The following is a 22,828-nucleotide window of genomic DNA, read 5'->3' on the forward strand; positions in this document are numbered from 1 at the left end:
GCCTACCGTCGCAGCTCGAACGTGGTCGCGCCGACCTTGACGGTCACGTTGAGAGGAACCGGCGTCGGCACGGTGACCCGAGCGCCGTCGAGGAAGGTTCCATTGGTCGAGTCGAGGTCCTGGAGCATCCACTGGTTGTTCCAGAGCATGAGCCTGGCGTGATGCGTCGAGGTGTAGTCGTCGCGGATGACGATGGCCGAATCGGAGGACCGGCCGATGGTGATCTCGTCGTTGCCGAGCGGGAACTCGGCCCCGGCCTTGGCGCCGCTCGTCACGACGATGGCGCGGGCGTTGCCGGTGCCGGCGATCTCGCGGCCGAGCGAGGGCGAGAGGGTCGGGGCCGCGGATGCCGCGACGGGCATCGAGCCGATGGGCCCGGTCGGGGCGGCCGCCGCCGCGGCGGCAGCCGACGGCGAGACGGGGACCGGCGCCGGACTCGGGGAAGCTGCATCCGCCTCGGTGACCTTGCGGACACGCTGCCCGAACAGGTCGGAGCGGAGCGCGTAGACGATCGCGAACACGAACGCCCACAGCAGCACGAGGAAGCTCAGTCGCAGGACGAGCAGGGTCAGTTCACTCACGAGGCGGGCCCCCAGAACCCGCCCATGTCGTGGCGCTGCGTCGCATCGTCGATGGGCGCTGCGGCATCGGATGACTGCGCCTGCGCCAGCACGCGGAAGATGATGCGGGTGCGGCCGATCGTGATGACGGAGTCCGGCTCGAGAACGGCCTGCTTGACGGGCTGGCCGTTCAGCTGCGACCCGTTCGTCGACCCGAGGTCGCGCACCTGGGCGCGCTTGCCGTCCCACAGCACCTCGATGTGCTTGCGGCTGGTGCCGGTGTCGTCGATGGTGATGTCGGCGTCGCTGCCGCGGCCGATGACCGTGCGCGCCTTGATGAGCGGATAGCGCTTGGTTCCGATGTCGAGCAGCGGAGTCCAGGCGATCTCGCCCTTTACGTTCGTGGAGTCGACGGCGACCATGCCCACGGTGAGAGCCGGGTCCTCGCGCAGGCGGATGGTGATGCCGCCGGCGAACTGGAAGCGTTGGCTCGCCGCGTGCTTCTGCACGAGGTCGGTGAGTTCGTCGATGAGGGTGGGCCCCATCGCGGCCATGCGCTCGTAGTCGGCCGATCCCATCCGAACGGTGAAGTTGTTCGGCACGAGAACGCGGTCGCGTGAGACGACTGCAGCCTTGGTGTCGAGCTCACGTCGTAGTGCTGACGTGATCTCGACCGGCTGCAGCCCCGAGCGAAAGGTCTTCGCGAAAGCGCCGTTGACGGCGCGTTCGAGACCCTTCTCGAAGTTGTCCAGTATCCCCACAGGTCTCCCGATCCGGTTCTCGCGACTCTTGAATGTTAGTCGGAGACTCTGGAAAGCACGTTCACTCGTGCCGCCAGTCAATCGATGGGGCCCAGCGCCTCACCCTCGTCGAAGTCGAGGGCGATGGCCGGGATGGACGCCGTGAGCAGGGAGCCGTCTGCACGGCGCTGGCCCCGCACGTCGTCCATCGTCGGGGTTCCCACGAGCCGTGCTCCCTGGTGCGAAAGCGGCACGGTGACTGGGTTCTGGGCGCTCACGAAGACCTTCTGGCCCCGCACGGTGAGCCTGAACGACTCGCCCTCCTCGATCGTGAACGTGATCGATTCCCGCTCGAGATCGACACGGATGCGGTTGCCCCGCAGCGTGAGACGGAACTGCAGGGATTCCCAGTTCTCTGGCAGGCGCGGGTCGAAGGTGAAGTCGCCCCGGTGGTCGCGGAAGCCGCCGAATCCGAAGGTCAACGCGTTCCAGATGCCACCCGTCGACGCCACGTGGATGCCGTCTGCGGTGTTGGAATGCAGGTCGAGCAGGTCGACGAAGAGCGCCGAGTTGAAGTAGTCGGTCGCGAGCTTTCCGTACCCGACCTCGGCCGCGATGATCGACTGGACGACCGCCGAGAGGGTCGAGTCTCCCGTGGTCAGCGGGTCGTAGTACATGAAGTCGGCGCGCTTCTGCTCGAGCGTGAACTCGTTGCCCTGCAGCAGCAGGGCGAGCACCACGTCGGCCTGCTTCAGCACCTGGAACCTGTAGATCACGAGCGGGTGGTAGTGCAGCAGCAGTGGTCGGTGGCTGGGCGGCGTGAGGTCGAGGTCCCAGATCTCCTTCTGGAGGAAGGCCTCGTCCTGCGGGTGGATGCCGAGGTTCTCATCGAACGGGATGTGCATGCGCTGGGCAGCCCGAGCCCATTCCGCGGCCTCGCCGTCCTGCACATCGAGGCGCTTGACAACCTGGGCGTAGGCGGCCGGGTCCTCCCGCTCGAGCACGCGCAACGATGTCGCCGCCGCGTCGAGGTTCGCCCGCGCCATGACGTTCGTGTACAGGTTGTCGTTCACGACGGTCGTGTACTCGTCGGGGCCGGTGACGCCGTGGATGTGGAAGACGTCGTCACCGTTGCCGCGCCAGAACCCCAGGTCGGCCCACATGCGGGCAGTCTCGACGAGGATGTCGATGGCTCCCCGGTTGAGGAAATCCTGGTCGCCCGTGGCCGAGACGTACTGGCACAGCGCATGGGAGATGTCGGCGTCGATGTGGTACTGAGCCGTGCTGGCGGCGTAGTAGGCGCTGGATTCGAGGCCGTTGATGGTGCGCCAGGGGAACAGCGCCCCGCGCACGTTGAGCTCGAGGGCTCGCGCCCTGGCTGCATCCAGCATCCGTTGCCGGAATCGCAGCGCATTCCGTGCGACGACCGGGGAGGTGTAGGTGAGGGCGGGCAGCACGTAGATCTCGCTGTCCCAGAAGTAGTGGCCGCCGTAGCCGGTTCCGCTGACGCCCTTGGCCGCGACGCCGCCGCCATCGGTGCGTGCGCTGGCCTGGGCGAGCTGGAACAGGTTCCAGCGCACGGCCTGCTGAAGCTCGGGCTGGCCGCCGATGATGACGTCGGTGCGCTTCCAGTAGGCGTCGAGCCAGAGGCGCTGCTGGCGGAACAGCTCGGGGGCGCCGACCTCGAGAGCACTGTCGAGCGTGCGGTCGCAACGGTCGGCGAGCTCGCGCACGGGCACGGTGCTCGCCGTGTGGTAGCTGACGAGCTTGGTGAGGCGCACCCTGTGGCCCTGCTTGGCGTGCACCCTGTAGATGCGCTTGGCGAGGTCGTCCTCGAGGGTGGTGGTCGACGTGTACTCGTCGACTGTCGTGATCTGGTGATCGGCGGCCACCGAGATCGTCATGCCCGAGTTGGTGCAGCGGTAGGCGAGCAGCAGCCGCTCCTCGTGCTCGCGCTTGATGCGCGGCTGCAGCACCCTGTCGGTGAACAGGTCGGCCTTGCGGGGGTCGAAGCCCTCCGAGGCGCCGTGCACGTTCGACCTGTACTCGTCGCGGCCGTCCTGGCGGTTCAGGATCTGGCTCGACAGGGTGATGGAGGCATCCGAGTCGAGCAGCGTGACCTCGTAGGTGACCACGGCGAGGTGTCGGTCCGTGAAGCTGACCATGCGGCGGGAGGTGATGAGCACGCGCTTGCCCGCGGGAGTGCGCCAGACCAGTTCGCGCTCGAGCACGCCGCTGGCGAAGTCGAGCCGGCGCTCGTAGGAGAGCACGTCGGCCTCGGTGAGCACGAGAGGCTCGTCGTCGACGTAGAGGCGGATGATCTTGGCATCCGGGGCGTTCACGATGGTCTGGCCGACACGGGCGAAGCCGTAGGCCTCCTCGGCATGGCGGATGGGCCAGGTCTCGTGGAAGCCGTTCACGAAGGTGCCGTGCACGTGGCCGTCGCGGCCCTCTTCGACGTTGCCGCGCAGACCGAGGTAGCCGTTGCCCACGGTGAAGATGGTCTCGGTGCGCCCCATGTCGGCGGCATCGAAGGCCGTCTCGACCAGCGCCCACTCGTCCAGCGGGTGCCGGATGCGGTCGATCGGGTCGGCGTCGAGGATCTTCACTTGCTCTCCTTGATGTTCACGGCATCCGTGATCTCGTCGTTTGGGCGGGCGACGGCGTCGATGAGCTCGTCGAGCTCCTCCACGACGACGTCGGCTCCGGCATCCTGCAGCACTGCGCGTCCGACGCCGCGATCGACGCCGATGACCAGGCCGAAGGCGCCGCGGGCGCCGGACTGCACGCCCGAGACGGCGTCTTCTACGACGGCGCATTCGAGCACGGTCAGGCCGAGCGCTTTCGCTGCATGTATATAGGTATCAGGCGCGGGCTTGCCCGGCAGACCGAGTTCGGTCGCGACGTTGCCGTCGACGACGATCTCGAAGCGGTCGGCGATCCCGGCTGCGGCCAGGACGGCCGGGGCGTTCTTGGAACTGGAGACGACGGCGACCTCGTAGCCGTCAGCGATGACGGCCTCGAGGAACGCGAGCGAGGCGGGATAGGCCGCGACGCCCTCCTCGGTGATGGTGTCGTTGAACACGGTGTTCTTGCGGTTGCCCAGACCCCAGACGGTGTCATCGGCCGGGTCGGCATCCGGAGTCCCGGGTTCGAGCTCGATGCCGCGCGACGCGAGAAGGTCGCGCACGCCGTCGAAGCGCGGCTTGCCGTCGATGTGGTCGAAGTAGTCCTGCTCGACGTAGGGGGCGACGCCGTGGCTCTCGAGGTACGGCGTGAACAGCCGCGCCCAGGCATGCATGTGCACCTCGGCGGTCGGCGTGAGCACGCCGTCGAGGTCGAACAGGAAGGCACGGATGTCGCGTCCGTGCAGCAGGTCTGGTGGAGTTTCTTCAGTGGTGTCCGTCACGCGGGCCCCCATCTCGGCTTCATGAAAAGTTGTGAGCGAGAAAGGGTCGCCTTCGACCCCTGCAGTACGGCAACGAGCCTATTGCGCATTGGGCAGGGGATGCGAGCGGGGGCGGCGTTTCCATTCGTGCGCATTCGTGCGGATGACCTGATCAGGGCGTGCGCCGCCGCTGCGCTCGCCGAGATGACCGAAACCGATGTTCACGGCGCATTCGAAGGTCGATCCGAGTCACCTCGATGCCTCGCGGGGGCGGATGGGCGTCAAATGGCTTCTCGCGGGAGAAAATGATAATGTCACTGGGTTGGTTCGCCCTCGGGTGGAACCAAGCGTGCGCGAGTGGCGGAATTGGCAGACGCGCTGGCTTCAGGTGCCAGTACTCGCAAGGGTGTGGGGGTTCAAGTCCCCCCTCGCGCACACGGACGGAACTGCGGATGCAGCCGTCGACCTGAACGAAATCGATCGCCGGCAGCCATGAGGCTGCCGGCGATCGTTTGGTTTCTCCTATCCGATGCAGCTGGCTGCACCGGTTCCCATGCGCTACTGCTGCACGACCCGGCCCACGCGCAGGTCGCCGGTGAGTCGGATGTCATCCGACGACGAGCCGACGAACAGCGGAACGGTGCCCGCCGGCGTGCGCCACCGGTCGCGATCCACGTCCCAGAACGACAGCGACTCGGCACTCAGCATGACGGTCACCTTCTTGCGCTCGCCTGGCTGCAGATCGACCTGCGCCCAGCCGGCGAGTGCCTTGGCCGCTGTCGGCACCTCGCGGGTGGGCAGCGGGCCGACGTAGACCTGCACGGTCTCGCGGCCGGCGACCGAACCGGTGTTGCGCACGGTGACATCGACCTTCAGCTGCTTGCCGACACCGTTCTTGCCCTTGGCCGACGAGGTCTTGAGTTTGGAGTACTCGAAGCTCGTGTACGACAGGCCATGACCGAAGGCGTACTGCGGGGTGATGCCGTACTCCTCGTAGCCGCGGTATCCGACGAAGATGCCCTCGGAGAACTGCTGGTCGAGCCCGACGCCGGGGAACTGCTCCGGTGAACTCACCGGGGTGCTGGCCTCGTCAGTCGGCACCGTGATGGGCAGCTTTCCGGACGGGTTCACGTCACCGAACAGGATGTTGGCGATCGCGTTGCCCTGCTCCTGACCGCCGTACCAAGCCTGGAGGATGGCCGGAACTCCGGCCTCCCACGTGCTGGTCTCGACGCCGGCGCCCGAGGTGACCACCACGGTGGTGTTCGGGTTCGCGGCGGCGACCTGACGGATGACCTCCTCCTGACCGTTGGGCAGGTTGAGGCTCGGACGGTCACCGCCCTCGGAGGAGTAGTCGCGCACGACGACGACTGCGGCCTGCGCGTTCCGGGCCAGATCGGCGGCGGCGAGGGCCTGCGGTGCGACGACACCCTCCGGAGGCACCCAGCCGAGCTTGAACACCGGTCCGTTGTCCGTCGCGCTGGGGGCGTCGTTCACGTTCTCCGCCCGCAGTTCGTACACGGTTCCCGCCGTCAGGTCGACCTCGACCGACGACTCCTGAGGCGTCGTCGACGGTGCCGTCTGGATGATCGGCTCTCCATCGAGGTAGAGGGTGGACGAGCCCGTCGCGACGACGGACAGCTGATAGCTGCCGTCCACGGGGGCGGTGAGCGATCCGGTCCAGCGGATGGAGGATTCGCCGTTCACGGACTGGGGCTGCGCCGGGAAGTGCGGCGAGGCGGCGTTGAATCCACTGAACAGGAAGAAGCCACCGTAGATGCCGGCGTAAGGATCCGTGCGGTCGAGCTCGGGGGTGCCCGAGAACTCCCGATTCAGGAAGTACTCGGCGCGCAGACCGTTTCCGGTGCCCGTCGCGGGCGTGAGGAAGTCCGACGGAATCGGATCCGGACCCGGAATCAGGGCCGCTGATGTCACCGGATCCGATCCGGCGACATGGCTCACACTCACGCCGCTGCCGGCTCGGGCCTGGATGCCCTCGAGCGGGCTGACGGTGTACGTCGGCTTCACCTGGGAGCTGCCGCCACCCTGTACGACGGTGTCGGCATCCGTTCCGATGACAGCGATCGATCCGACCCGGCTCGTGAGAGGCAGCGCTCCGTCGTCGTTCTTCAGCAGCACCATGGCCTGCTCGGCGATGGAGAGTGCCTCTGCGCCGTGCTCTGCCTCAGGAAGCGGCTGGATCACCGGCGGGTTGTCGAACAATCCGAGGGCGAACATGGGGCGCAGGATGCGGGTGACGGCGTCGTCGATGCGTGACATCGGCACCTGCCCGGCGTTCACGGCGTCGATGAGCGGGCCGCAGAAGAAGCAGCTTCCCGGCTGCTGGGCGGGGTTGAAGTTGCCCGGCATCTCCTGATCGAGACCATTGAGGATCGCGGGCACCGTGCTGTGCGTCGCACCGTAGTCGCTCATCACCCAGCCCTGGAACTTCAGCTGCTCCTTGAGGATCTGGTTCAGGAGTTCCCCGTTCTCGCACGCCTGCACGCCGTTGACGGCGTTGAAGGCGCACATCGCCGATCCGGGGTGGCCGTCCCGGATGCCGATCGCGTACGGGCGGGTGTAGATCTCCTGCAGTGCCCGCTCATCGATCACGGCATTGCCGCCGGCCAGCCGGTTGGTCTCCTGGGTGTACACGTTGTAGTGCTTGATGTCTCCGACGACGGGGTTGGACTGGATTCCGCGGAGGTTCGCAGCCCCCATGGTCCCGCTGAGCAGCGGATCCTCGCCGTAGGCCTCGAAGGCGCGCCCGGCCTGGGAGACCCTGGCGATGTCCACGGCGGGGGAGAGCAGCACGTTGTGCCCGGTGTCGAAGGCCTCGGATCCGGCGAGATCGCCGTACTGCTCGCCCAACTGGGCGTTCCAGGTCGCGGCCAGCGCCAGGGGCGATGGCAGTTGGGTCGAGCGCTGACCGTTCACGTCCGGGTTCGCGATGCGCGTGCCGGCCGGACCGTCGGCCATCGTCAACGCCGGGATTCCGAGGCGTTCGATCGGGGCGTTGTAGAAGCCGTAGAAGTTGTTGATCTCCCCGTGCAGCATGTCGACCTTCTCCTCGAGGGTCATCTGCCGCAGCAGCGCAGCAGCGCGGCGGGTGTCGGATCTCGAGCTGTCCCACCAATTGCCCGGTGGGAAGGCGTACGCCTCGGCCGCGCGGAGTTGGTCTGCCGTGGCCGCCTCGCCGTTCGGATCGTCGTTCGCCGCTTGGGCGACGGCAGGAGACGCGAGCAGCAGTGCTGCCGACGCGGCCGCGATGAGCATCAGCCGCCGGCGTCCCTGCCGACGGTGCGTGAAGGAATACATGTCAGACTCCCGACTTGTTGCGTTGTCGTCCGCAATGCAATGTCGGGAGCGCCTCGCGTCGTGGGGGTCTGGAAGGACGGCTACGTTGCGATGCCTTCACACACGGGCTCTTATGGGGATGGCCATTCCACCCCCGTTCGGGGGATGCCGTCAAGGGGCTGGCGGATGTTTCCCCGGGTTTCTCATCGCGGCCTCACGAAGCGCGGGCCGGAGCGCGGTTCGACGTGGAGTCTCAGCTCGGGCGGTGCCGAGGACTCGGCGGGCGGCGGCGCTCCCACGCGTCGGTGATGTGAGTGCGCATGGCGTTCTCGGCTGCAGTCGGATCGCCGGCCTCGATCGCGGCGAAGACGTTCTCGTGCTCATCGAGAGTGAGCTCGAGCTCGCTGTGCATGCTGAAGCGCGCGCTCGACCTCGCCTGATGGAAGAGCGTCTTGACGATGTTGTCTGCGAGGCGGTTGTCCGTCATCTCGCCGACCACGGCGTGGAAGACGACGTCGGCCTGGTTGAACGCCGGCTCGTCCCCGATGGTGTCGCGCATCAGCTGGAGGGCATTGCGCAGCGCGGCGAGCTGCTCCTCGGTGCGCACCTGGGCGGCATCGCGGGCGATGAGGGCCTCGAGGGTGGCGCGCACCATGCTGAGGTCGTCGAGCACGCCGAGCGTCTCGTCGTTGGCGACGAGGGCGGAGAGCACCGTGGCATCGATCATGTTCCACGAGTCGATGGGAAGCACACGCGTGCCGCGACCCTGAGCGACGGCGACGAGCCCCTTCTCCTCGAGGCGCTTCACCGACTCGCGGATGACGGTACGGCTGACGCCGAACTGCTCGCAGAGCACGGCCTCAGGAGGCAGTGACGAGCCGGGCTCGATGTCGCCGCGCACGATGGCATCGACGAGGTCCGAGACCACGGTGACACCAAGGCGGGGACTGCGCGCTCGCGCCGCGATGGTGGGCACGAATGCGGATCCGCGACCATCGGGCATTGTCGACTCAGCGGGCATGGGCACAGCCTACCCACCACGACGTCACACCTATGATGACCATTTCTCGAGCCTACTTGATGCTTTGGTAACATGTATGATGTAATCACTCTTGGCCCTGCCAGGGTGCTTTAGTCGTCAGAGAAGCCGACCAGAACAGGATGCTTTCCATGTCACAGCAATCGTCCTCCCGACGCCGAGTCACTCGGCTGATGTCCGTGGCCGCAGCAGCGGCAGCCGGACTCCTCGTCCTCAGTGGATGCTCGCCGGCCGCCTCGGGCGGCGACAGCGACAGCGAGTACGGCTTCACGCCCGCCGAGCAGGTGAAGGACAGCGAGATCACCGTGTGGGTCGACGCCTCCCGCGAGCCCGCTGTGACGGCGTTCGAGAAGAAGTACCCCGACATCAAGATCAAGTACGAGACCTACGACGGCTCCGCCGGCGGCAGCGGATCGTTCCAGAGCAAGATCACCCTCATGGACCAGGCCGGAGAGGGCTGGCCCGACGTGGTGTTCTCCACCCAGCAGAACGACGCCATCTGGGCGTCGAAGCAGACCAGCAACGGCGAGCAGGGCTTCGCGGCACCGCTCAACAAGGGCTTCCTCGACCAGGACTTCCTCGACGGCTTCGCGAAGGGCTCGCTCGACTACGCCACGATCGACGGAACGACCTACGCGCTCCGCAACGACCTCGCGCAGACGGTCTTCTACTACAACCAGACCCTGCTCGACCAGTTCGGCTACGACGTGCCCACCACCTGGGAGGAGTACGGAGAGCTCGGAGACAAGCTCGCCGCCGAGCACCCCGGCTACATCCTGGGCAGCATGGGCGACAGCTTCATGACCTACATCTATTACGGCGGCAGCGAGTCGCCCGTGTTCCAGTCGCCGGAGTCCGGGGTGTTCCACTCCGACACCTCCGACAAGAACGCGGAGGGCGTGTCGAAGATCATCGACAAGATGCTCGCCAACGGCACCCTCGTGCAGGACAGCTTCTTCAGCGCTGACTTCGCCGCCAAGTACGCCGACAAGCTCGTGGGCGTTCCCGGTCCGGTCTGGTACACCGGCGCCATCTTCCAGGGCGGGCTCAAGACCCCGGCCGGTCAGATCGGCGTCGCTCCGGCTCTCAAGTGGGAGGGTGGCGACGTCGCCGCGGGCAACGTGGGCGGTGGCGAGTGGTACGCATCGAGCCACTCCAAGAACCTCGACGCGGTCAAGACGTTCCTCGAGTTCGTCACCAGTGCCGACGAGTTCCAGGTCGACGCGTCGTCGGGCTACCCGGCCTACACGACCGCAGCCTCCAAGTGGCTCGACAAGCAGGCCGAGGCCGGCTACTTCGTCAACGACGACTTCACGACCGTGATGACGGATGCCGCCACGCAGATCTGGGACGGCTGGAACGTCACGAGCTGGAGCCCCGAGACCGCATGGGCCAAGATCGTGATCCCCGGCATCGCCGCGGGCAAGACCGTCGAGTCCCTGCTTCCCGAGTGGCAGAAGGAACTCGAGAACGAGGCCACGGTCAACGGATACACGGTCAAGTAGCGTGACCGTCACCGCTCCTCCGGCTCCGGCCGGCGTCGTCCCCACGGGGCGGCGCCGACCGGCGGGCCGGCGCGCCGGCCGGATGAACGCGGGGCAGTCACGGTACGGCTACGTCTTCGTCAGCGGCTACACCCTGCTGCTGCTCGCCTTCGGTCTCCTGCCGACCCTCTACGCCGTCTACCTCGCCTTCACCCGCAACGGCGCCTTCGTCGGCTTCGACAACTTCGCCAGGGTCTTCAACGACTACAGGTTCCTTCCCGCCGTCGCCCACGTCGCGCTGTACATCGTGTTCTGGCTCGTGAGCCTCATCATCTTCGTGGTGATCCTCGCGCTCATCGTCCACGCGGTGCGGGTGCGCTGGCTCGGCAACACGGCCCGTTTCCTGTTCTACATCCCGGGTGCCATCGCCGGCGCCTCGAGCGTGCTGCTCTGGCTGTTCGTGCTCGATCCCAGCGTCAGTCCGGTCTCCGCCCTGCTCAAGGGCATGGGCTACGACTCCCTGGTGAGCGTCGTGGCGGTCGGCAATCTGCCCGTCGTCTTCACGGTCATCGCCTTCTGGGCCGGCGCCGGCGGCTGGATCGTCATCATGTACGGCGCGCTGAACAACATCAGCGGCGACATCATGGAGGCCGCCCGCATCGACGGTGCGGGGCCCGTGCAGACCGCGTGGCACATCCAGCTGCCGATGCTCACCAAGTGGATCAGCTACATGGGCATCATGTCGCTGGCGGCCGGCACCCAGCTCTTCGTCGAGCCGAAGATCCTCGCCCAGGCCACGAAGAACGTGGTGCCGGAGGACTACTCCCTCAACCAGCTGGCCTACCTGTACGCCTTCAGGCAGAACGACTTCTCGGGCTCCGCCGCGATCTCGATCGTGCTGCTCGTGGTCGCGCTCGGCCTGTCCACCATCTTCATCTTCCGTGGAAGGCTCTTCGACAGTGAGTGACACCACCCTGCGCCGCCGTCGCGCGATCTCGCCGGGTCAGTGGATCGGCCGGGCCCTCGTGGCCATCATGCTGCTCGCGTTCACGGCCTTCTTCATCCTGCCGATCGTCTGGCTCGTGCTCGCGCCCACCAAGAGCAACTCGCAGCTGCTCCTCGACGGACCGTTCAGCTTCGGCTCCCTCGACCAGCTGGCGGCGAACTGGAACCAGCTCTTCGCCTTCGGAAGCGGAGTGTTCACGACCTGGATCGGCAACTCGGTCTTCTACTCGTTCTCGGCGCTGGTCATCACCCTGATCGTCAGCATCCCGGCCGGCTACGCCCTCGCCCTCATCGAGTTCAAGGGTCGCCGACTGCTGCTGGTCACGACGCTCATCGTGATGCTCATCCCGAACACGGCGCTCGTGCTGCCGATCTTCCTCGAGCTGAGTGCCGTGCGGCTCATCGGCAGCCCCCTCGCGGTCATCCTGCCGTTCTCGTTCTTCCCGTTCGGCGTCTACCTCACCTACATCTACTTCTCCACGGCCGTCTCCCGCGACCTGCTGAACGCCGCCCGCATCGATGGTGCCGGCGAGCTGCGGGTGTTCGGCCAGGTCGCCATGCCCCTGGCCACTCCGGTGATCGCGCTGGTGGGATTCTTCAGCTTCGTGGGCAACTGGAACAACTACTTCCTGCCGTTCCTCGTGGTCGGCGGGCAGAAGATCCCGGTGCAGGTCGGCCTGTCGAACCTGCTGGCCAACGTGCCGGCCTTCAACCCGACCACAGCGACGAGCATCGTGATCGAACTGCCGACCCTGGCCCTGGCCACGTTGCTGTCGGTGGCGCCCATCCTCGTCATCTTCCTCTTCGCCCAACGATTCCTCGTCGAGGGCATGACCGCCGGAGGTACCAAGGAATGAAGATCACCGGGTACCGCACCCTGTCCAGTCGACATGAATGGCACCGTGCCGTCGGTGACATCAACGGCCACATCACCGATGCCGTCACCGACGTCCCGATCCTGCTCATCGACACTGATGAGGGCATCACCGGCGTCGGCATGGGCTCGCACGCCGACATCGATCGGCTGTTCCCCGCGATCGAGGGCGAGGATCCGCGCAGCGTCTCGGTGCTCTTCGACCGGATGCTCGCGCAGGTGTTCAAGTCGGGTCACGCCGGCGCGACCTACGGCGGCATCGCCACCATCGACGCCGCGCTGTGGGACATCAAGGCCAAAGCCGCCGGGGAACCACTCTGGCGTCTGCTCGGCGGACGCGACAGGTTCATCCCCGCCTACGCCTCCGGCCTCGACATCGCCCTCGATGACGACCAGCTCGAATCGTTCTACTCCGAGTTCGCCGACCGCGGCTACGTGGCGGGCAAGCTGAAGGGCGGCTTCGATCCGGATGCCGACCTGCGGCGCCTGCGCATCATCGACGGCGTCTTCCGCCGCAATACCTCGAAGCCCGGCCTCATGCTCGATGCCAACGAGTCCTGGCAGGTGAAGCAGGCCGTGCGCTACATCGGCACCCTCGAGGAGCAGATCGACCTGCTCTGGGTCGAGGAGCCGTTGCGCCGCTGGGACGCCGTCGGCCACGCCAGGCTCAGCAACTCCATCCGTGCCGCAGTGGCCACGGGGGAGAACCTGACGGGAGTCGACCAGTTCCGCCCTCTCTTCGATGCCGGAGCCCCCGACATCGTGCAGGCTGGAGCGGTCTGGGGCGTGACGCACCTGATGCGGCTGTCGACAGTCGCCGCCTCCCGCGACCTGCCGGTGAGCCCGGTCGGCTACAACGCCAATCCCGCCGTCGCGCACGCCATGTCGGCGATTCCGAACCACCTCACCACCGAGGTGCAGGGGGTGCGATTCGCCACGGGCATCAATGTCGATCACGAGTTCACCGATGGGGGCATCGTGTTGAGCGACGCCCCCGGCGCCGGAATCTCGATCGACGTCGACGCCATCACGGCTGCGGCGAGCACCCCCGACTGGTCGGACCCGGCAGGACCCCACGTGCGCCCCCAGCGAGCAGGCCTCCGTCTCGTGCTGGACGGCGTGGAGCGCTGAGACCATGCTGATCCGCCCCGGCCTGCACCGCATCGAGGCTCCGCTCGGCGAGCGTTTCGTGGCCCTCCACCTGCTCGTCGGCTCGGCAGGAGCGCTGCTCGTCGACACCGGCATCCGGGAATCGATCACCGAGACGCTGCTGCCCTACCTCGCCGCACACGACATCGACCCTGCATCCGTGCGCTGGGCGATCAACACCCATTGCGACTTCGACCACACGGGCGGGAACGGCGCGCTCAAGGCTGCGATCCCGGGCGTCGAACTGCTCGTGCACGAACTCGATCGCGAGCTCACCGAGGACGTGCAGCGTCTCATCGACGTGCGCTACGGCGAGTTCCGTGACACCGACGGCTTCGACGATCCGGCCGAGACGACCGCCTACCTGCGGTCGGTCTCCGATCTGGTGCCGGTCGACGGCATCGTGACGGGCGGGGAGCAGATCGACCTCGGCGACCGCGTCGTCACGATCCTGCATGTTCCGGGCCACAGCCCCGGCCACATCGCCGTGCACGACCCGTCGAACCGCGCCCTCGTGATCGGCGACGCGACCCTCGGGGCGACGGTTCCCTTCGCCGACGGACGGCCAGCATTCCCCCCGACCTATCGCGACGTCGACCCGTACCTCGCCTCCATCGACGCTTTCCGTGCGCTCGACGCCGACATGGTGCTCACGGCCCACTACCCGGTGTACGAGGGAGCCGCTGCCGCCGCGTTCCTCGACGAGAGCGTCGCATACACCGAGCTCATCGACGCTGTTCTCGCCGATGAGCTGGCTCGCAGCGCCGGCCCGGCCACGACGCTGGAGCTGGTGCGTGCCGCCGGAGACCGGCTCGGGCCGTGGAACGCGGATGCCCTCGACTATGCGGTCTTCCCGGTGACGGGCAACCTGGAGCGGATGCAGCGCCGCGGCCTCATCTCGTCGGCGATCGTCGACGGCCGTCGGCGCTGGTCCCTCGTCGGGAGCACCGCCCGATGAGCAGAGTGCGTCTGGGTGCCGTGGGTGCGGGCTGGTGGGCCACCAGCAATCACTTCCCGATCTTCGCCGGCCGCGACGACGTCGAGCTGGTCGGCGTCTGCGGCATCGGGCCGGAACTCGATGCGGTTCGCGACCAGTTCGGCTTCGGAATGGCCACCTCCGACTACACCGAGCTGCTCGACGCCGGCCTCGACGCCGTGGTCGTCTCCACCCCCCACGACCTGCACTACGACCAGGCCGCAGCGGCCATCGACCGCGGCCTGCACGTCCTGGTCGAGAAGCCCGTGACGCTGAAGGCCGCGCAGGGCTGGGACCTCGCGGATCGCGTGAAGGCCGCCGGGGTGCACTTCCTCGCGCCCTACGGCTGGAACTACAAGCCGTTCACGATCGAGGCGAAGCGCCTCGTCGACGCCGGCCACCTCGGCACCATCCAGCACGTGCTCTGCCACATGGCCTCGCCGACGCGCGGCCTGTTCGCCGGCGACACCAATCACATCCGGGCGCTCTGGGACTCGCAGACCAGCGGTCCCGATCCATCGACGTGGCAGTCGCCGGCCCACGGCGGCGGCTACGCCCACGGGCAGGTGACGCACTCGAGCGCCCTGCTGTTCTGGCTGAGCGAGCTGCGAGCTGCATCCGTCATGGCTAAGGTCTCGACGGGAGGAGCGGCGGTGGACCTCTTCAACGCCGCCGTCATCACCTTCGACAACGGAGCGCTCGGGTCGCTGTCGGGCGCTGCGACGGTTCCGGATGGCGATCCGTACCAGGTCGACATCCGCATCTTCGGCACCGAGGGCGTTCTGCTGCTCGACACCGAGCGGGAGCGCATGTCGCTGCACCGCTACGACGGCACGAAGTACGACCTCGACGTGCCGCCGGGATCCGGGGACTACGAGTGCATCGTTCCGCCGAACCGCTTCATCGACCTCATCACCGGTGCCAGCACCGAGAACAACTCCGACGCCGAGGTGGCAGCACGCTCGGTCGAGCTCATCGACGCCATGCTGCGCAGTTCCGCTGCCGGCGGCGCCGAGGTGCTCGTGCACGACGACGACAGGGAGAACCCGTGACCGAGACCACCGGAGTGCTGGCGGGCTACCGCGTCATCGACTGCTCCATCGCGATGGCCGGGCCGTTCGCAGCCCAGCGGCTCGGCGACCTCGGGGCCGACGTGATCAAGGTGGAACCCACCAGTGGCGAGTGGCAGCGTCACGCTGCGGCCGGCGGCGCGGCGGGGAACGAGATCAACGTGTCGTTCCTCTCGCTCAACCGCAACAAGCGCTCGGTCGCGCTCGACCTGAAGAGCCCCGACGGATCCGAGGCGCTGCGCGAGCTCGTGCGGGGAGCCGACGTCTTCCTCCAGAACTATCGCCCTGGTGTCGCCGCCAGGCTCGGCGTCGACTACGAATCGCTGCGTGCGGTCAACCCGTCGATCGTCTACGTGTCAATCTCGGGCTACGGCGAGGACGGCCCCTACCGCGACAGGCCCGGCCAGGACCTGCTGCTGCAGGCCATGTCGGGCGCGATGCTCTCGGCCGGCCGCCATGGAGACGAGCCGTCGCCGGCGGGACAGTACCTGGCCGACGCGATCACCGCGTCGACGGCCTTCGAGGGAGTGCTCGCCGCGCTCCTGCACCGCGAGCGCACGGGGGAAGGCCAGTTCGTCACGGTCAACATGCTCGACGCCCTCACCACCCTGCAGATGCAGGAGCTCTCGGTCTTCACCGTCGGCAAGAAGACCCAGGAGCGCTCGGCCGAGCCGCACGCGCACGTCTACATCCGCGCGCCCTACGGCGTCTTCGCCACCAGCGACGGCTATGTCGCGCTCGCCTTCGCCGACCTGCACGAACTCGGACGCCTGATCGACGAGCCGGCGTTCGAGGGCTGGAACAGCGAGGTCGAGGGCTGGACCCGCCGCGACGAGATCCACGCGAAGACGGCCGCCAAGCTGCGTGAGAAGCCGGCCGGCTACTGGATCGAGACCCTCGGGGCCGCCGGCATCTGGATCGGGCCGGTGCTGGGCTACCAGGAGCTGGTCGACGATCCGCAGATCGCCCACAACGGCACCTTCATCGAGTACGACCACCCCACCGAAGGCCACGTGAAGACCCCCGGCTTCCCGTACAGGTTCTCCAAGACGCCGCCCCGGCTCTATCGCGGCGCCCCACTCGTCGGGGAGCACACCCGCGAGATCCTGGCTGAGGCCGGTTTCAGCGCGGAGAGCATCGAGGCGCTGCTGGGCAGCGGTGCCGCTGCGGCGACGCCTGCTGCGGATGCCGGTGCCGCCGGTCCCGCCGCGGGCTCCGCATCCGAGCCCGCGCCCGCATCCGTCGTTCCCGCGTGATGGCGCAGTACCGCGGCCTCACCTGGGACCACCCACGCGGGCGGCTCGCCCTCGAGCGGGCCGGGGCCGGTGCAAGCTCGCAGAGAGGTGGCGCGCTCATCGAGTGGGACGCGCATCCGCTCGAGGGCTTCGAATCCGCGCCCATCGACGAGCTCGCCGCCCGCTACGACGTGATCGTGCTCGATCATCCCCACCTGGGCGACGCCATCGCCACCGGCGCGATCAGGCCGGCCGACGAGGTGTTCGGCGCCGAACTGCTCGACTCCCTCGAGGCGGGCTGCGTCGGGCCGAGTTTCCTGTCCTACGTCATCGACGGCCGACCCTGGGCGCTTCCTCTCGATGCGGCGACGCAGGTGGCCGTGTTCCGGCCCGATCGCCTCGAGGCGGCCCCGGCCACGTGGAGCGAGGTCGTCGCGCTGTCGGAGCGGGTTCCCGTAGCCCTCAGCCTGGCCGGCCCGCACGCCCTGCTCAGCTTCGCCTCGGTCTGCGTCGCGCTCGGCGAGGAGCCGTCCGTTCTGCCGGGGTCCGGCTTCGTGTCGAGGGCTACCGGCCGCGAGGCCGTGGCGCTGCTCGCCGAGATCGCGGCTCGGGCGCCGGAGGCATCCGTCGCCCTCAATCCGATCGGACTGCTCGAACGGATGCGGTCGGTCGGCGACATCGCCTACATCCCGCTGGTCTACGGCTACGTGAACTACGCGTCCGGCCCGGGAGCCCTGAGCTTCGCCGAGGCGCCGAGCGCTGCGGCCGGTGGGCGCCGCGGATCGACGATCGGCGGAACCGGCATCGCCGTCACCCGACGCAGCGAGCCGGACCCCGTGCTCATCGGGCACCTGAGCGAGCTCTTCGATCCGGCAACGCAGGCGGGCTTCATCCCGCAGAACGCCGGCCAGCCGAGCCTGGCGAGTGCGTGGTCCGACGATGGCGTGAACGCGGCGTCGGGAGACTTCTACCGGCGCACGCGGCGCACGATGGCCGACGCATGGGTGCGTCCCCGCGTCGCCGGCTACATCCCCTTCCAATCGCATGCCTCGGCCGTGCTGCGCGAGGTGATCGCGAACTCGGCCGGCGATGGCCAGGTCGACGCGGCTCTCGCGCGCATCGACGCCCTCTTCGACGCCATCACCGGACCTCCGGCCGCGTCAGGTCGCATCGCCAGCAGCACGTCCACCCGCATCACCGCAGAGAGGTCGCCCGCATGATCACCCCCTCGAGCGACGAGATCCGCCTGGCCGTCGACGGCCACGTCGCCACCATCACGCTCGCCAGGCCGGCGAAGCTCAACTCCGTCACCCAGGAGATGTCCGATGCGCTGGTCGAGGTGATCGAATGGGCGAACGGCGCCGACGAGGTACGGGCCCTCGTGCTCACCGGCGAGGGTGAGCGGGCCTTCTGCGCCGGCTCCGACATCAGGACGCTGGACAAGTACGCCACCCCGTGGGACTTCCGCAACCGCACCGACTACTGCGACGCCATCCGCGCCGGCCGCAAGCCCGTGATCGCCGCTGTGAACGGATACGCCTTCGGCGGCGGGCTCGAGACCGCCCTCAGCTGCGACATCAGGCTGGCCTCGACGACGGCGAGCTTCGCGGCGCCCGAGATCAAGCTCGGGTGGATCGGCGGCGGCGGCATGGCCACCTTCCTGTCGCACTCCGTCGGCCCGTCGAACGCCGCCGTGATGCTGATGACCGGCGACCCGATCGATGCCGAGACAGCGCTACGGTGGGGCCTTGTGAGCGAGCTGGTCGAGCCGGGTCATCTGCTGCAGCGGGCGCAGGAGCTCGCGGCCGTCATCGCCATGCGCCCGCCGATCGCAGCCGAGACCGCGAAGGCCAACCTCCGCGCAGCGGTCAACATGACGCAGGAGGAGGCTCTCCGCTACGAGCGCGACCTGCAGACCATCACCTTCGCGACCGCCGACGCCGACGAAGGCCGCGCGGCCTTCGCCGAGAAGCGTGCCGGCACCTTCCACAGGCGCTGAGACCACGGGACTCGCGAGCATCGCCGATCATGAACAGCCGGACTCGACCACCAGGAGCAGCATGAGCACGACATGGCCAACGGATGCGACCGGGCTGCTGCCCGACGACGGCTACGCCGGTACCCTCGCGGGCCGCGCGTGGCTTCCGGACACCGACGGTCGCGACTCTCACTCCGGCCCCGTCGTCGTGGCGATCCGCGCGGACGGCGTCGTCGACGTGTCGTCGTCGTTCGCGACGATGCACGCCCTGACCGAGCAGGCGGATCCGGCGGCGGCGCTTGCGGCGGCATCCGGACCCGTCATCGGCACCCTCGACGAACTCGCGGCCAACACCCCGCCCGAGAATCGGGACCGGAGCCTGCCGTGGCTGCTCTCGCCCATCGACCTGCACGTCGTGAAGGCGGCAGGCGTGACGTTCCCGGTCTCGATGATCGAACGCGTGATCGAGGAGCGCGCCCGGGGCGACCAGGACGCAGCCGCCGTCATCCGATCCGAGATCCTGGAGACCATCGGAGGCTCTCTCGACGCTCTGCGCCCCGGCTCGGAGGAGGCCTCGGCCCTCAAGGCCCTGCTGCTGGAGCGCGGATGGTGGAGCCAGTACCTCGAGGTCGGCATCGGCCCGGACGCCGAGGTGTTCACCAAGGCACCGGTGCTCTCGACGGTCGGACCTCTCGTCGACGTGGGAGTGCACCCGGCATCGCAGTGGAACAACCCCGAGCCGGAGATCGTGCTCGTCGTGAGCTCGGACGCGCGCATCGTGGGGGCGAGCCTCGGCAACGACGTGAACCTGCGCGACATCGAGGGCCGCAGTGCGCTGCTGCTCGGCAAGGCCAAGGACAACAACGCCTCGGCCTCGGTCGGTCCGTTCATCCGGCTGTTCGACTCCAGCTACGACCTCGACGCGCTGCGCGCCTCCGTCGTGCGGCTGTCGATCGACGGCGAGGACGGCTATCGGCTCGACGGCCACAGCGAGCTCGCGCGCATCAGCCGTGATCCGGCCGACCTCGTCGACCAGGTGGTCGGGGCGCATCATCAGTACCCCGACGGCTTCGTGCTCTACCTCGGCACCATGTTCGCCCCCGTCGACGATCGCGATGTGGCCGGCCGCGGATTCACCCACCACGACGGCGACCTCGTACGCATCGCGGAGCCCAGGCTGGGCGCGCTCGTCAACCGCGTGCGCTCGAGCACCGAAGCGGCCCCGTGGACCTTCGGCATCGACGCCCTCTACCGATCCCTCACCGCGCGCGGCCTGCTGCGCTGACCCCGGAAGATCCCATGTCATCCCAGAACACCCTCCCCAGCATCGACCCGCGCACCGGAGAGAGCCACCCGACCGGCACATCTCCGACTTCCGCCGACGAGACGGATGCCGTCGTGCGGGCCGCGCAGGCCGCCTTCGAGGCGGCACGCTGGAACGAACGCGGCTGGCGCGCGGGCCTGCTCGACGCCCTCGCCGACGGGCTCGACGCCCGCCGTGCCGAATTGGTCGCCATCGCCGACCGCGAGACCGGGCTCGGCAGCGCACGCCTGGACGGCGAGGTGTCGCGCAGCGCCTTCCAGTTCCGCCTGTTCGCCGAGGCCGTCCGCGACGGGGGCTATCTCGAGGTGACGATCGACCATGGCGGAGCCACCGCGCTGGGACCGGCGCCGGAACTGCGTCGCATGCTGGTGCCGATCGGCCCCGTTGCCGTGTTCGGGTCGAGCAACTTCCCGTTCGCCTTCTCGGTCGCAGGCGGAGACACGGCATCGGCGCTCGCCGGAGGGAACTCCGTGATCCTGAAGGCCCACTCCTCCCATCTCGAGACCTCGGTGCTCTCGCACGCCGTGCTCGCGGAGGCCGCCCGCTCGTACGGTGCTCCCGACGGCCTGATCGGCATCGTGTTCGGCACCGAGGCGGGGCGAACGCTGGTGGCGCATCCGCTCGTCACCGCCGTCGGCTTCACGGGCTCGCTCGACGGAGGCCGGGCGTTGATGGAGATCATCGCGGCGCGTCATCAGCCCATCCCGTTCTACGGAGAACTCTCCAGCCTGAACCCGCTGATCATCACGGCCGGCGCGGCTTCGGCCCGCGCCACCGAGATCGCCGACGGACTGTTCGGCTCGTTCACCCTCGGCGGAGGCCAGTTCTGCACCAAGCCCGGCGTCGCCTTCGTGCCTCGGGGAGCGGACGGCGACGCCCTGGTGGCGCGGCTCGTCGAGAAGGCCGCGTCGGCGTCGGCCCCCGTGCTGCTCAACGAACGCATCTCGACGTCGTTCGACGAGATCCGCGGGCGCCTCATCGACTCGGGATTGGTCTCGGTGCTCGCGACCGGCGGCACTGCGGCCGACGGGTTCACAGGAGTGCCCACAGTGCTCGGACTCGACGCCGCCGAACTCACGGCCGCCGTCACCGAGGAGGCGTTCGGGCCGCTCGTCGTGGTGGCGCGCTACGACGATGCTGCACAGGTGACGACAGCTCTCGACGCCGTGCCGGACTCGCTGACCGCGACGATCCACAGCGAGGACGACGAGCGGGAGAGCGTGAGCGCCCTGGTGCAGGATCTCGCGCCGCGCGTCGGTCGCATCGTCTTCGACGGCTACCCGACGGGAGTGCGGGTGTCGTGGGCGCAGCACCACGGCGGGCCATGGCCGGCGACCAACTCGCAGCACACCTCGGTGGGTGTGAGCGCCATCCGACGGTTCCTGCGTCCGCTGGCGTTCCAGGACGCCCCGACCGCATTGCTGCCGACAGACCTGCGCGATGATGCCACCGGCATCCCGCGGCGGATCGACGGGAAGCTGCTGCTCGGCTGAGGTGTCGAGTCGGCAGAGCCGGCCCGATCAGGCGGAGAGCACCTCCAGGCCGCCGGCACGGAGAGCGGCCACTGTGCGCTCCTCCGCCGGGGCATCGGTGATCACACCGGCGACCTCGGTCAGGCCGACGACGGTGAACGGCGACGCCGTGCCGATCTTCTCCGAGCTGGCCAGCACCCAGGTCTCGGCAGCCCGCCGGGACAGCAGCCGCTTCATCGCGGCCTCGTCGGCATCGCCGGTCGTCAGTCCGGCCTCGGGGTGCACGCCGGTGACGCCGAGCAGGAACAGGTCGGCGTTGATCCCGGCTGCCGCCTCCGCGGCCGCGGCACCACTCGTGACTGCCGAGTGCTTGAACACCCTCCCGCCGATCAGGAAGATCTCGATGTTCGGCAGGTCGATGATGGCGCTCGCCACGGTGGGACTGTGGGTGACGATCGTGGCGCTCAGCTCCCGTGGCAGTGCTCGCGCGACGGCCAGGGCCGTCGTGCCGCCATCGAGGATCACCGTCGAGCCGGGGCGGATCAGGCCGGCGGCCACTCGGCCGATGCGCTCCTTGGCCTCCGAGGCGATCGTTCCCCGCGTGGCGTAGTCGGCGATGGCCGGCGAGACGGGGAGCGCTCCGCCGTAGACGCGCTGGGAGAGTCCGGCGGCCGCGAGCTCCCTGAGGTCGCGACGCATGCTGTCCTCGGAGATGCCCAGCTCGCGAGCCAGGTCCTTGGCGACGATCTTGCCGTCGCGTTCGAGCCTGGCCACCAGCAGGTCACGGCGTTCTGCAGCCAGCATGCGCGTTTCTCCTTGTTTAAGCGTGTTTATGCCGATTATAGTGGCGCCATGTCCAAACCTCTGCTCATTCTCATCGCCGGTCCGTACCGCTCGGGCACGGGTGACCGGCCCGACGCCCTCGCCGCCAATCTCGCCCGCCTGGAAGAGGCGGCATGGCCGATCTTCGAGGCCGGCCACATCCCGATGATCGGCGAGTGGGTCGCTCTACCGGTGCTGCGTGGAGCCGGAGGCGAGAGCGTTGCCGACCCGGTCGCCGGCGAGATCATGTACCCCACGGCAGAACGGCTGCTCCAGCACTGCGACGCCGTACTGCGTCTGCCCGGCGCATCTTCCGGCGCAGATCAGGATGTGGCGATCGCCCGGGAGCGCGGACTGCCGGTGTACACCTCCCTCGCCGAGATTCCGGTGGCGAGGGCCGCCTGAGCGGGGACCG

The 22,828-nt window shown here is 68.3% G+C and carries 19 protein-coding genes and 1 tRNA gene; 13 read left to right on the top strand and 7 right to left on the bottom strand.

Going from position 1 to position 22,828, the window contains the following annotated elements; translation table 11 throughout:
- Positions 1 to 2: 2 nt before the first annotated feature.
- The 4 genes from ASC59_RS13170 to ASC59_RS13185 all read right to left on the bottom strand — a co-directional run bounded on the left by ASC59_RS13170 (position 3) and on the right by ASC59_RS13185 (position 4,709).
- A complete protein-coding gene (locus ASC59_RS13170; RefSeq protein WP_055823942.1) occupies positions 3 to 581 on the bottom strand; it encodes an FHA domain-containing protein FhaB/FipA in 579 nt (192 codons plus the stop codon).
- The gene (locus ASC59_RS13175; protein WP_055823946.1) at positions 578 to 1,321 is read right to left on the bottom strand and encodes an FhaA domain-containing protein; all 744 of its coding nucleotides are present in this window, start codon (positions 1,319 to 1,321) and stop codon (positions 578 to 580) included. The genes ASC59_RS13170 and ASC59_RS13175 overlap by 4 nt, the downstream gene beginning before the upstream one ends.
- Positions 1,322 to 1,398: 77 nt before the next feature.
- Positions 1,399 to 3,909: a glycoside hydrolase family 65 protein gene (locus tag ASC59_RS13180; protein WP_055823948.1), complete on the bottom strand. Its 2,511-nt coding sequence runs from the start codon at positions 3,907 to 3,909 to the stop codon at positions 1,399 to 1,401.
- On the bottom strand, positions 3,906 to 4,709 hold the full coding sequence (locus tag ASC59_RS13185) for an HAD family hydrolase (RefSeq protein ID WP_235492730.1): 804 nt from the start codon (positions 4,707 to 4,709) through the stop codon (positions 3,906 to 3,908). The genes ASC59_RS13180 and ASC59_RS13185 overlap by 4 nt, the downstream gene beginning before the upstream one ends.
- A gap of 330 nt (positions 4,710 to 5,039) precedes the next feature.
- On the opposite strand from ASC59_RS13185, the gene ASC59_RS13190 reads away from it, so the two are divergent.
- Positions 5,040 to 5,123, top strand: a tRNA-Leu gene (locus ASC59_RS13190).
- A 123-nt stretch (positions 5,124 to 5,246) separates the two neighbouring features.
- On the opposite strand, the gene ASC59_RS13195 is transcribed toward ASC59_RS13190, so the two are convergent.
- Both ASC59_RS13195 and ASC59_RS13200 read right to left on the bottom strand, forming a co-directional pair.
- Positions 5,247 to 8,006, bottom strand: a complete 2,760-nt coding sequence (locus ASC59_RS13195; RefSeq protein WP_055823954.1) for a beta-glucosidase H — start codon at positions 8,004 to 8,006, stop codon at positions 5,247 to 5,249.
- A 232-nt stretch (positions 8,007 to 8,238) separates the two neighbouring features.
- Positions 8,239 to 9,006, bottom strand: coding sequence for a FadR/GntR family transcriptional regulator (locus ASC59_RS13200; protein WP_082513677.1), 768 nt, complete (start codon positions 9,004 to 9,006; stop codon positions 8,239 to 8,241).
- Between the two features lie 149 nt (positions 9,007 to 9,155).
- On the opposite strand from ASC59_RS13200, the gene ASC59_RS13205 reads away from it, so the two are divergent.
- The 11 genes from ASC59_RS13205 to ASC59_RS13255 all read left to right on the top strand — a co-directional run bounded on the left by ASC59_RS13205 (position 9,156) and on the right by ASC59_RS13255 (position 21,612).
- A complete protein-coding gene (locus tag ASC59_RS13205) occupies positions 9,156 to 10,529 on the top strand; it encodes an ABC transporter substrate-binding protein (RefSeq protein ID WP_055823960.1) in 1,374 nt (457 codons plus the stop codon).
- Position 10,530: 1 nt separating this feature from the next.
- Complete coding sequence (locus ASC59_RS13210) at positions 10,531 to 11,475, top strand: carbohydrate ABC transporter permease (RefSeq protein ID WP_235492731.1); 945 nt, start codon at positions 10,531 to 10,533, stop codon at positions 11,473 to 11,475.
- Positions 11,468 to 12,370 (top strand): carbohydrate ABC transporter permease, encoded by a 903-nt coding sequence (locus ASC59_RS13215; RefSeq protein WP_235492733.1) that lies wholly within the window; start codon positions 11,468 to 11,470, stop codon positions 12,368 to 12,370. Before ASC59_RS13210 ends, ASC59_RS13215 begins: the two co-directional genes overlap by 8 nt.
- Positions 12,367 to 13,518, top strand: coding sequence for a mandelate racemase/muconate lactonizing enzyme family protein (locus ASC59_RS13220; protein WP_055823963.1), 1,152 nt, complete (start codon positions 12,367 to 12,369; stop codon positions 13,516 to 13,518). Before ASC59_RS13215 ends, ASC59_RS13220 begins: the two co-directional genes overlap by 4 nt.
- A 4-nt stretch (positions 13,519 to 13,522) precedes the next feature.
- Positions 13,523 to 14,494 carry an MBL fold metallo-hydrolase gene (locus ASC59_RS13225; RefSeq protein WP_055823966.1) on the top strand — a complete coding sequence of 324 codons (972 nt, stop codon included), beginning with the start codon at positions 13,523 to 13,525 and terminating at the stop codon, positions 14,492 to 14,494.
- Entirely contained in the window at positions 14,491 to 15,564 is a 1,074-nt protein-coding gene (locus ASC59_RS13230; protein WP_082513678.1) for a Gfo/Idh/MocA family protein, read from the top strand. The genes ASC59_RS13225 and ASC59_RS13230 overlap by 4 nt, the downstream gene beginning before the upstream one ends.
- Positions 15,561 to 16,838 carry a CaiB/BaiF CoA transferase family protein gene (locus ASC59_RS13235; RefSeq protein ID WP_200942401.1) on the top strand — a complete coding sequence of 426 codons (1,278 nt, stop codon included), beginning with the start codon at positions 15,561 to 15,563 and terminating at the stop codon, positions 16,836 to 16,838. Before ASC59_RS13230 ends, ASC59_RS13235 begins: the two co-directional genes overlap by 4 nt.
- Positions 16,838 to 18,037, top strand: coding sequence for an extracellular solute-binding protein (locus ASC59_RS13240; RefSeq protein ID WP_157488142.1), 1,200 nt, complete (start codon positions 16,838 to 16,840; stop codon positions 18,035 to 18,037). Before ASC59_RS13235 ends, ASC59_RS13240 begins: the two co-directional genes overlap by 1 nt.
- The gene (locus ASC59_RS13245) at positions 18,034 to 18,816 is read left to right on the top strand and encodes an enoyl-CoA hydratase/isomerase family protein (protein ID WP_055823973.1); all 783 of its coding nucleotides are present in this window, start codon (positions 18,034 to 18,036) and stop codon (positions 18,814 to 18,816) included. Before ASC59_RS13240 ends, ASC59_RS13245 begins: the two co-directional genes overlap by 4 nt.
- A 61-nt stretch (positions 18,817 to 18,877) precedes the next feature.
- Positions 18,878 to 20,080 carry a fumarylacetoacetate hydrolase family protein gene (locus ASC59_RS13250; protein WP_055825504.1) on the top strand — a complete coding sequence of 401 codons (1,203 nt, stop codon included), beginning with the start codon at positions 18,878 to 18,880 and terminating at the stop codon, positions 20,078 to 20,080.
- Positions 20,081 to 20,094: 14 nt separating this feature from the next.
- A complete protein-coding gene (locus tag ASC59_RS13255) occupies positions 20,095 to 21,612 on the top strand; it encodes an aldehyde dehydrogenase (NADP(+)) (protein ID WP_055823976.1) in 1,518 nt (505 codons plus the stop codon).
- 27 nt (positions 21,613 to 21,639) lie between these two features.
- Here the strand turns inward: ASC59_RS13255 and ASC59_RS13260 are convergent, their stop codons facing one another.
- On the bottom strand, positions 21,640 to 22,395 hold the full coding sequence (locus ASC59_RS13260; RefSeq protein ID WP_055823978.1) for a DeoR/GlpR family DNA-binding transcription regulator: 756 nt from the start codon (positions 22,393 to 22,395) through the stop codon (positions 21,640 to 21,642).
- Positions 22,396 to 22,443: 48 nt separating this feature from the next.
- On the opposite strand from ASC59_RS13260, the gene ASC59_RS13265 reads away from it, so the two are divergent.
- Positions 22,444 to 22,818 carry a hypothetical protein gene (locus tag ASC59_RS13265; RefSeq protein WP_055823981.1) on the top strand — a complete coding sequence of 125 codons (375 nt, stop codon included), beginning with the start codon at positions 22,444 to 22,446 and terminating at the stop codon, positions 22,816 to 22,818.
- Positions 22,819 to 22,828 lie beyond the last annotated feature (10 nt).

Origin of the sequence: Leifsonia sp. Root1293, assembly GCF_001425325.1 — a bacterium.
Classification (GTDB): Bacteria; Actinomycetota; Actinomycetes; order Actinomycetales; family Microbacteriaceae; genus Orlajensenia.

Coding starts and splice junctions, on each gene's coding strand:
- ASC59_RS13195 (WP_055823954.1), bottom strand. CDS start 8,006: ATGTATTCCTTCACGCACCGTCGGCAGGGACGCCGGCGGCTGATGCTC.
- ASC59_RS13200 (WP_082513677.1), bottom strand. CDS start 9,006: ATGCCCGCTGAGTCGACAATGCCCGATGGTCGCGGATCCGCATTCGTG.
- ASC59_RS13205 (WP_055823960.1), top strand. CDS start 9,156: ATGTCACAGCAATCGTCCTCCCGACGCCGAGTCACTCGGCTGATGTCC.
- ASC59_RS13220 (WP_055823963.1), top strand. CDS start 12,367: ATGAAGATCACCGGGTACCGCACCCTGTCCAGTCGACATGAATGGCAC.
- ASC59_RS13225 (WP_055823966.1), top strand. CDS start 13,523: ATGCTGATCCGCCCCGGCCTGCACCGCATCGAGGCTCCGCTCGGCGAG.
- ASC59_RS13230 (WP_082513678.1), top strand. CDS start 14,491: ATGAGCAGAGTGCGTCTGGGTGCCGTGGGTGCGGGCTGGTGGGCCACC.
- ASC59_RS13240 (WP_157488142.1), top strand. CDS start 16,838: ATGGCGCAGTACCGCGGCCTCACCTGGGACCACCCACGCGGGCGGCTC.
- ASC59_RS13245 (WP_055823973.1), top strand. CDS start 18,034: ATGATCACCCCCTCGAGCGACGAGATCCGCCTGGCCGTCGACGGCCAC.
- ASC59_RS13250 (WP_055825504.1), top strand. CDS start 18,878: ATGAGCACGACATGGCCAACGGATGCGACCGGGCTGCTGCCCGACGAC.
- ASC59_RS13255 (WP_055823976.1), top strand. CDS start 20,095: ATGTCATCCCAGAACACCCTCCCCAGCATCGACCCGCGCACCGGAGAG.
- ASC59_RS13260 (WP_055823978.1), bottom strand. CDS start 22,395: ATGCTGGCTGCAGAACGCCGTGACCTGCTGGTGGCCAGGCTCGAACGC.
- ASC59_RS13265 (WP_055823981.1), top strand. CDS start 22,444: ATGTCCAAACCTCTGCTCATTCTCATCGCCGGTCCGTACCGCTCGGGC.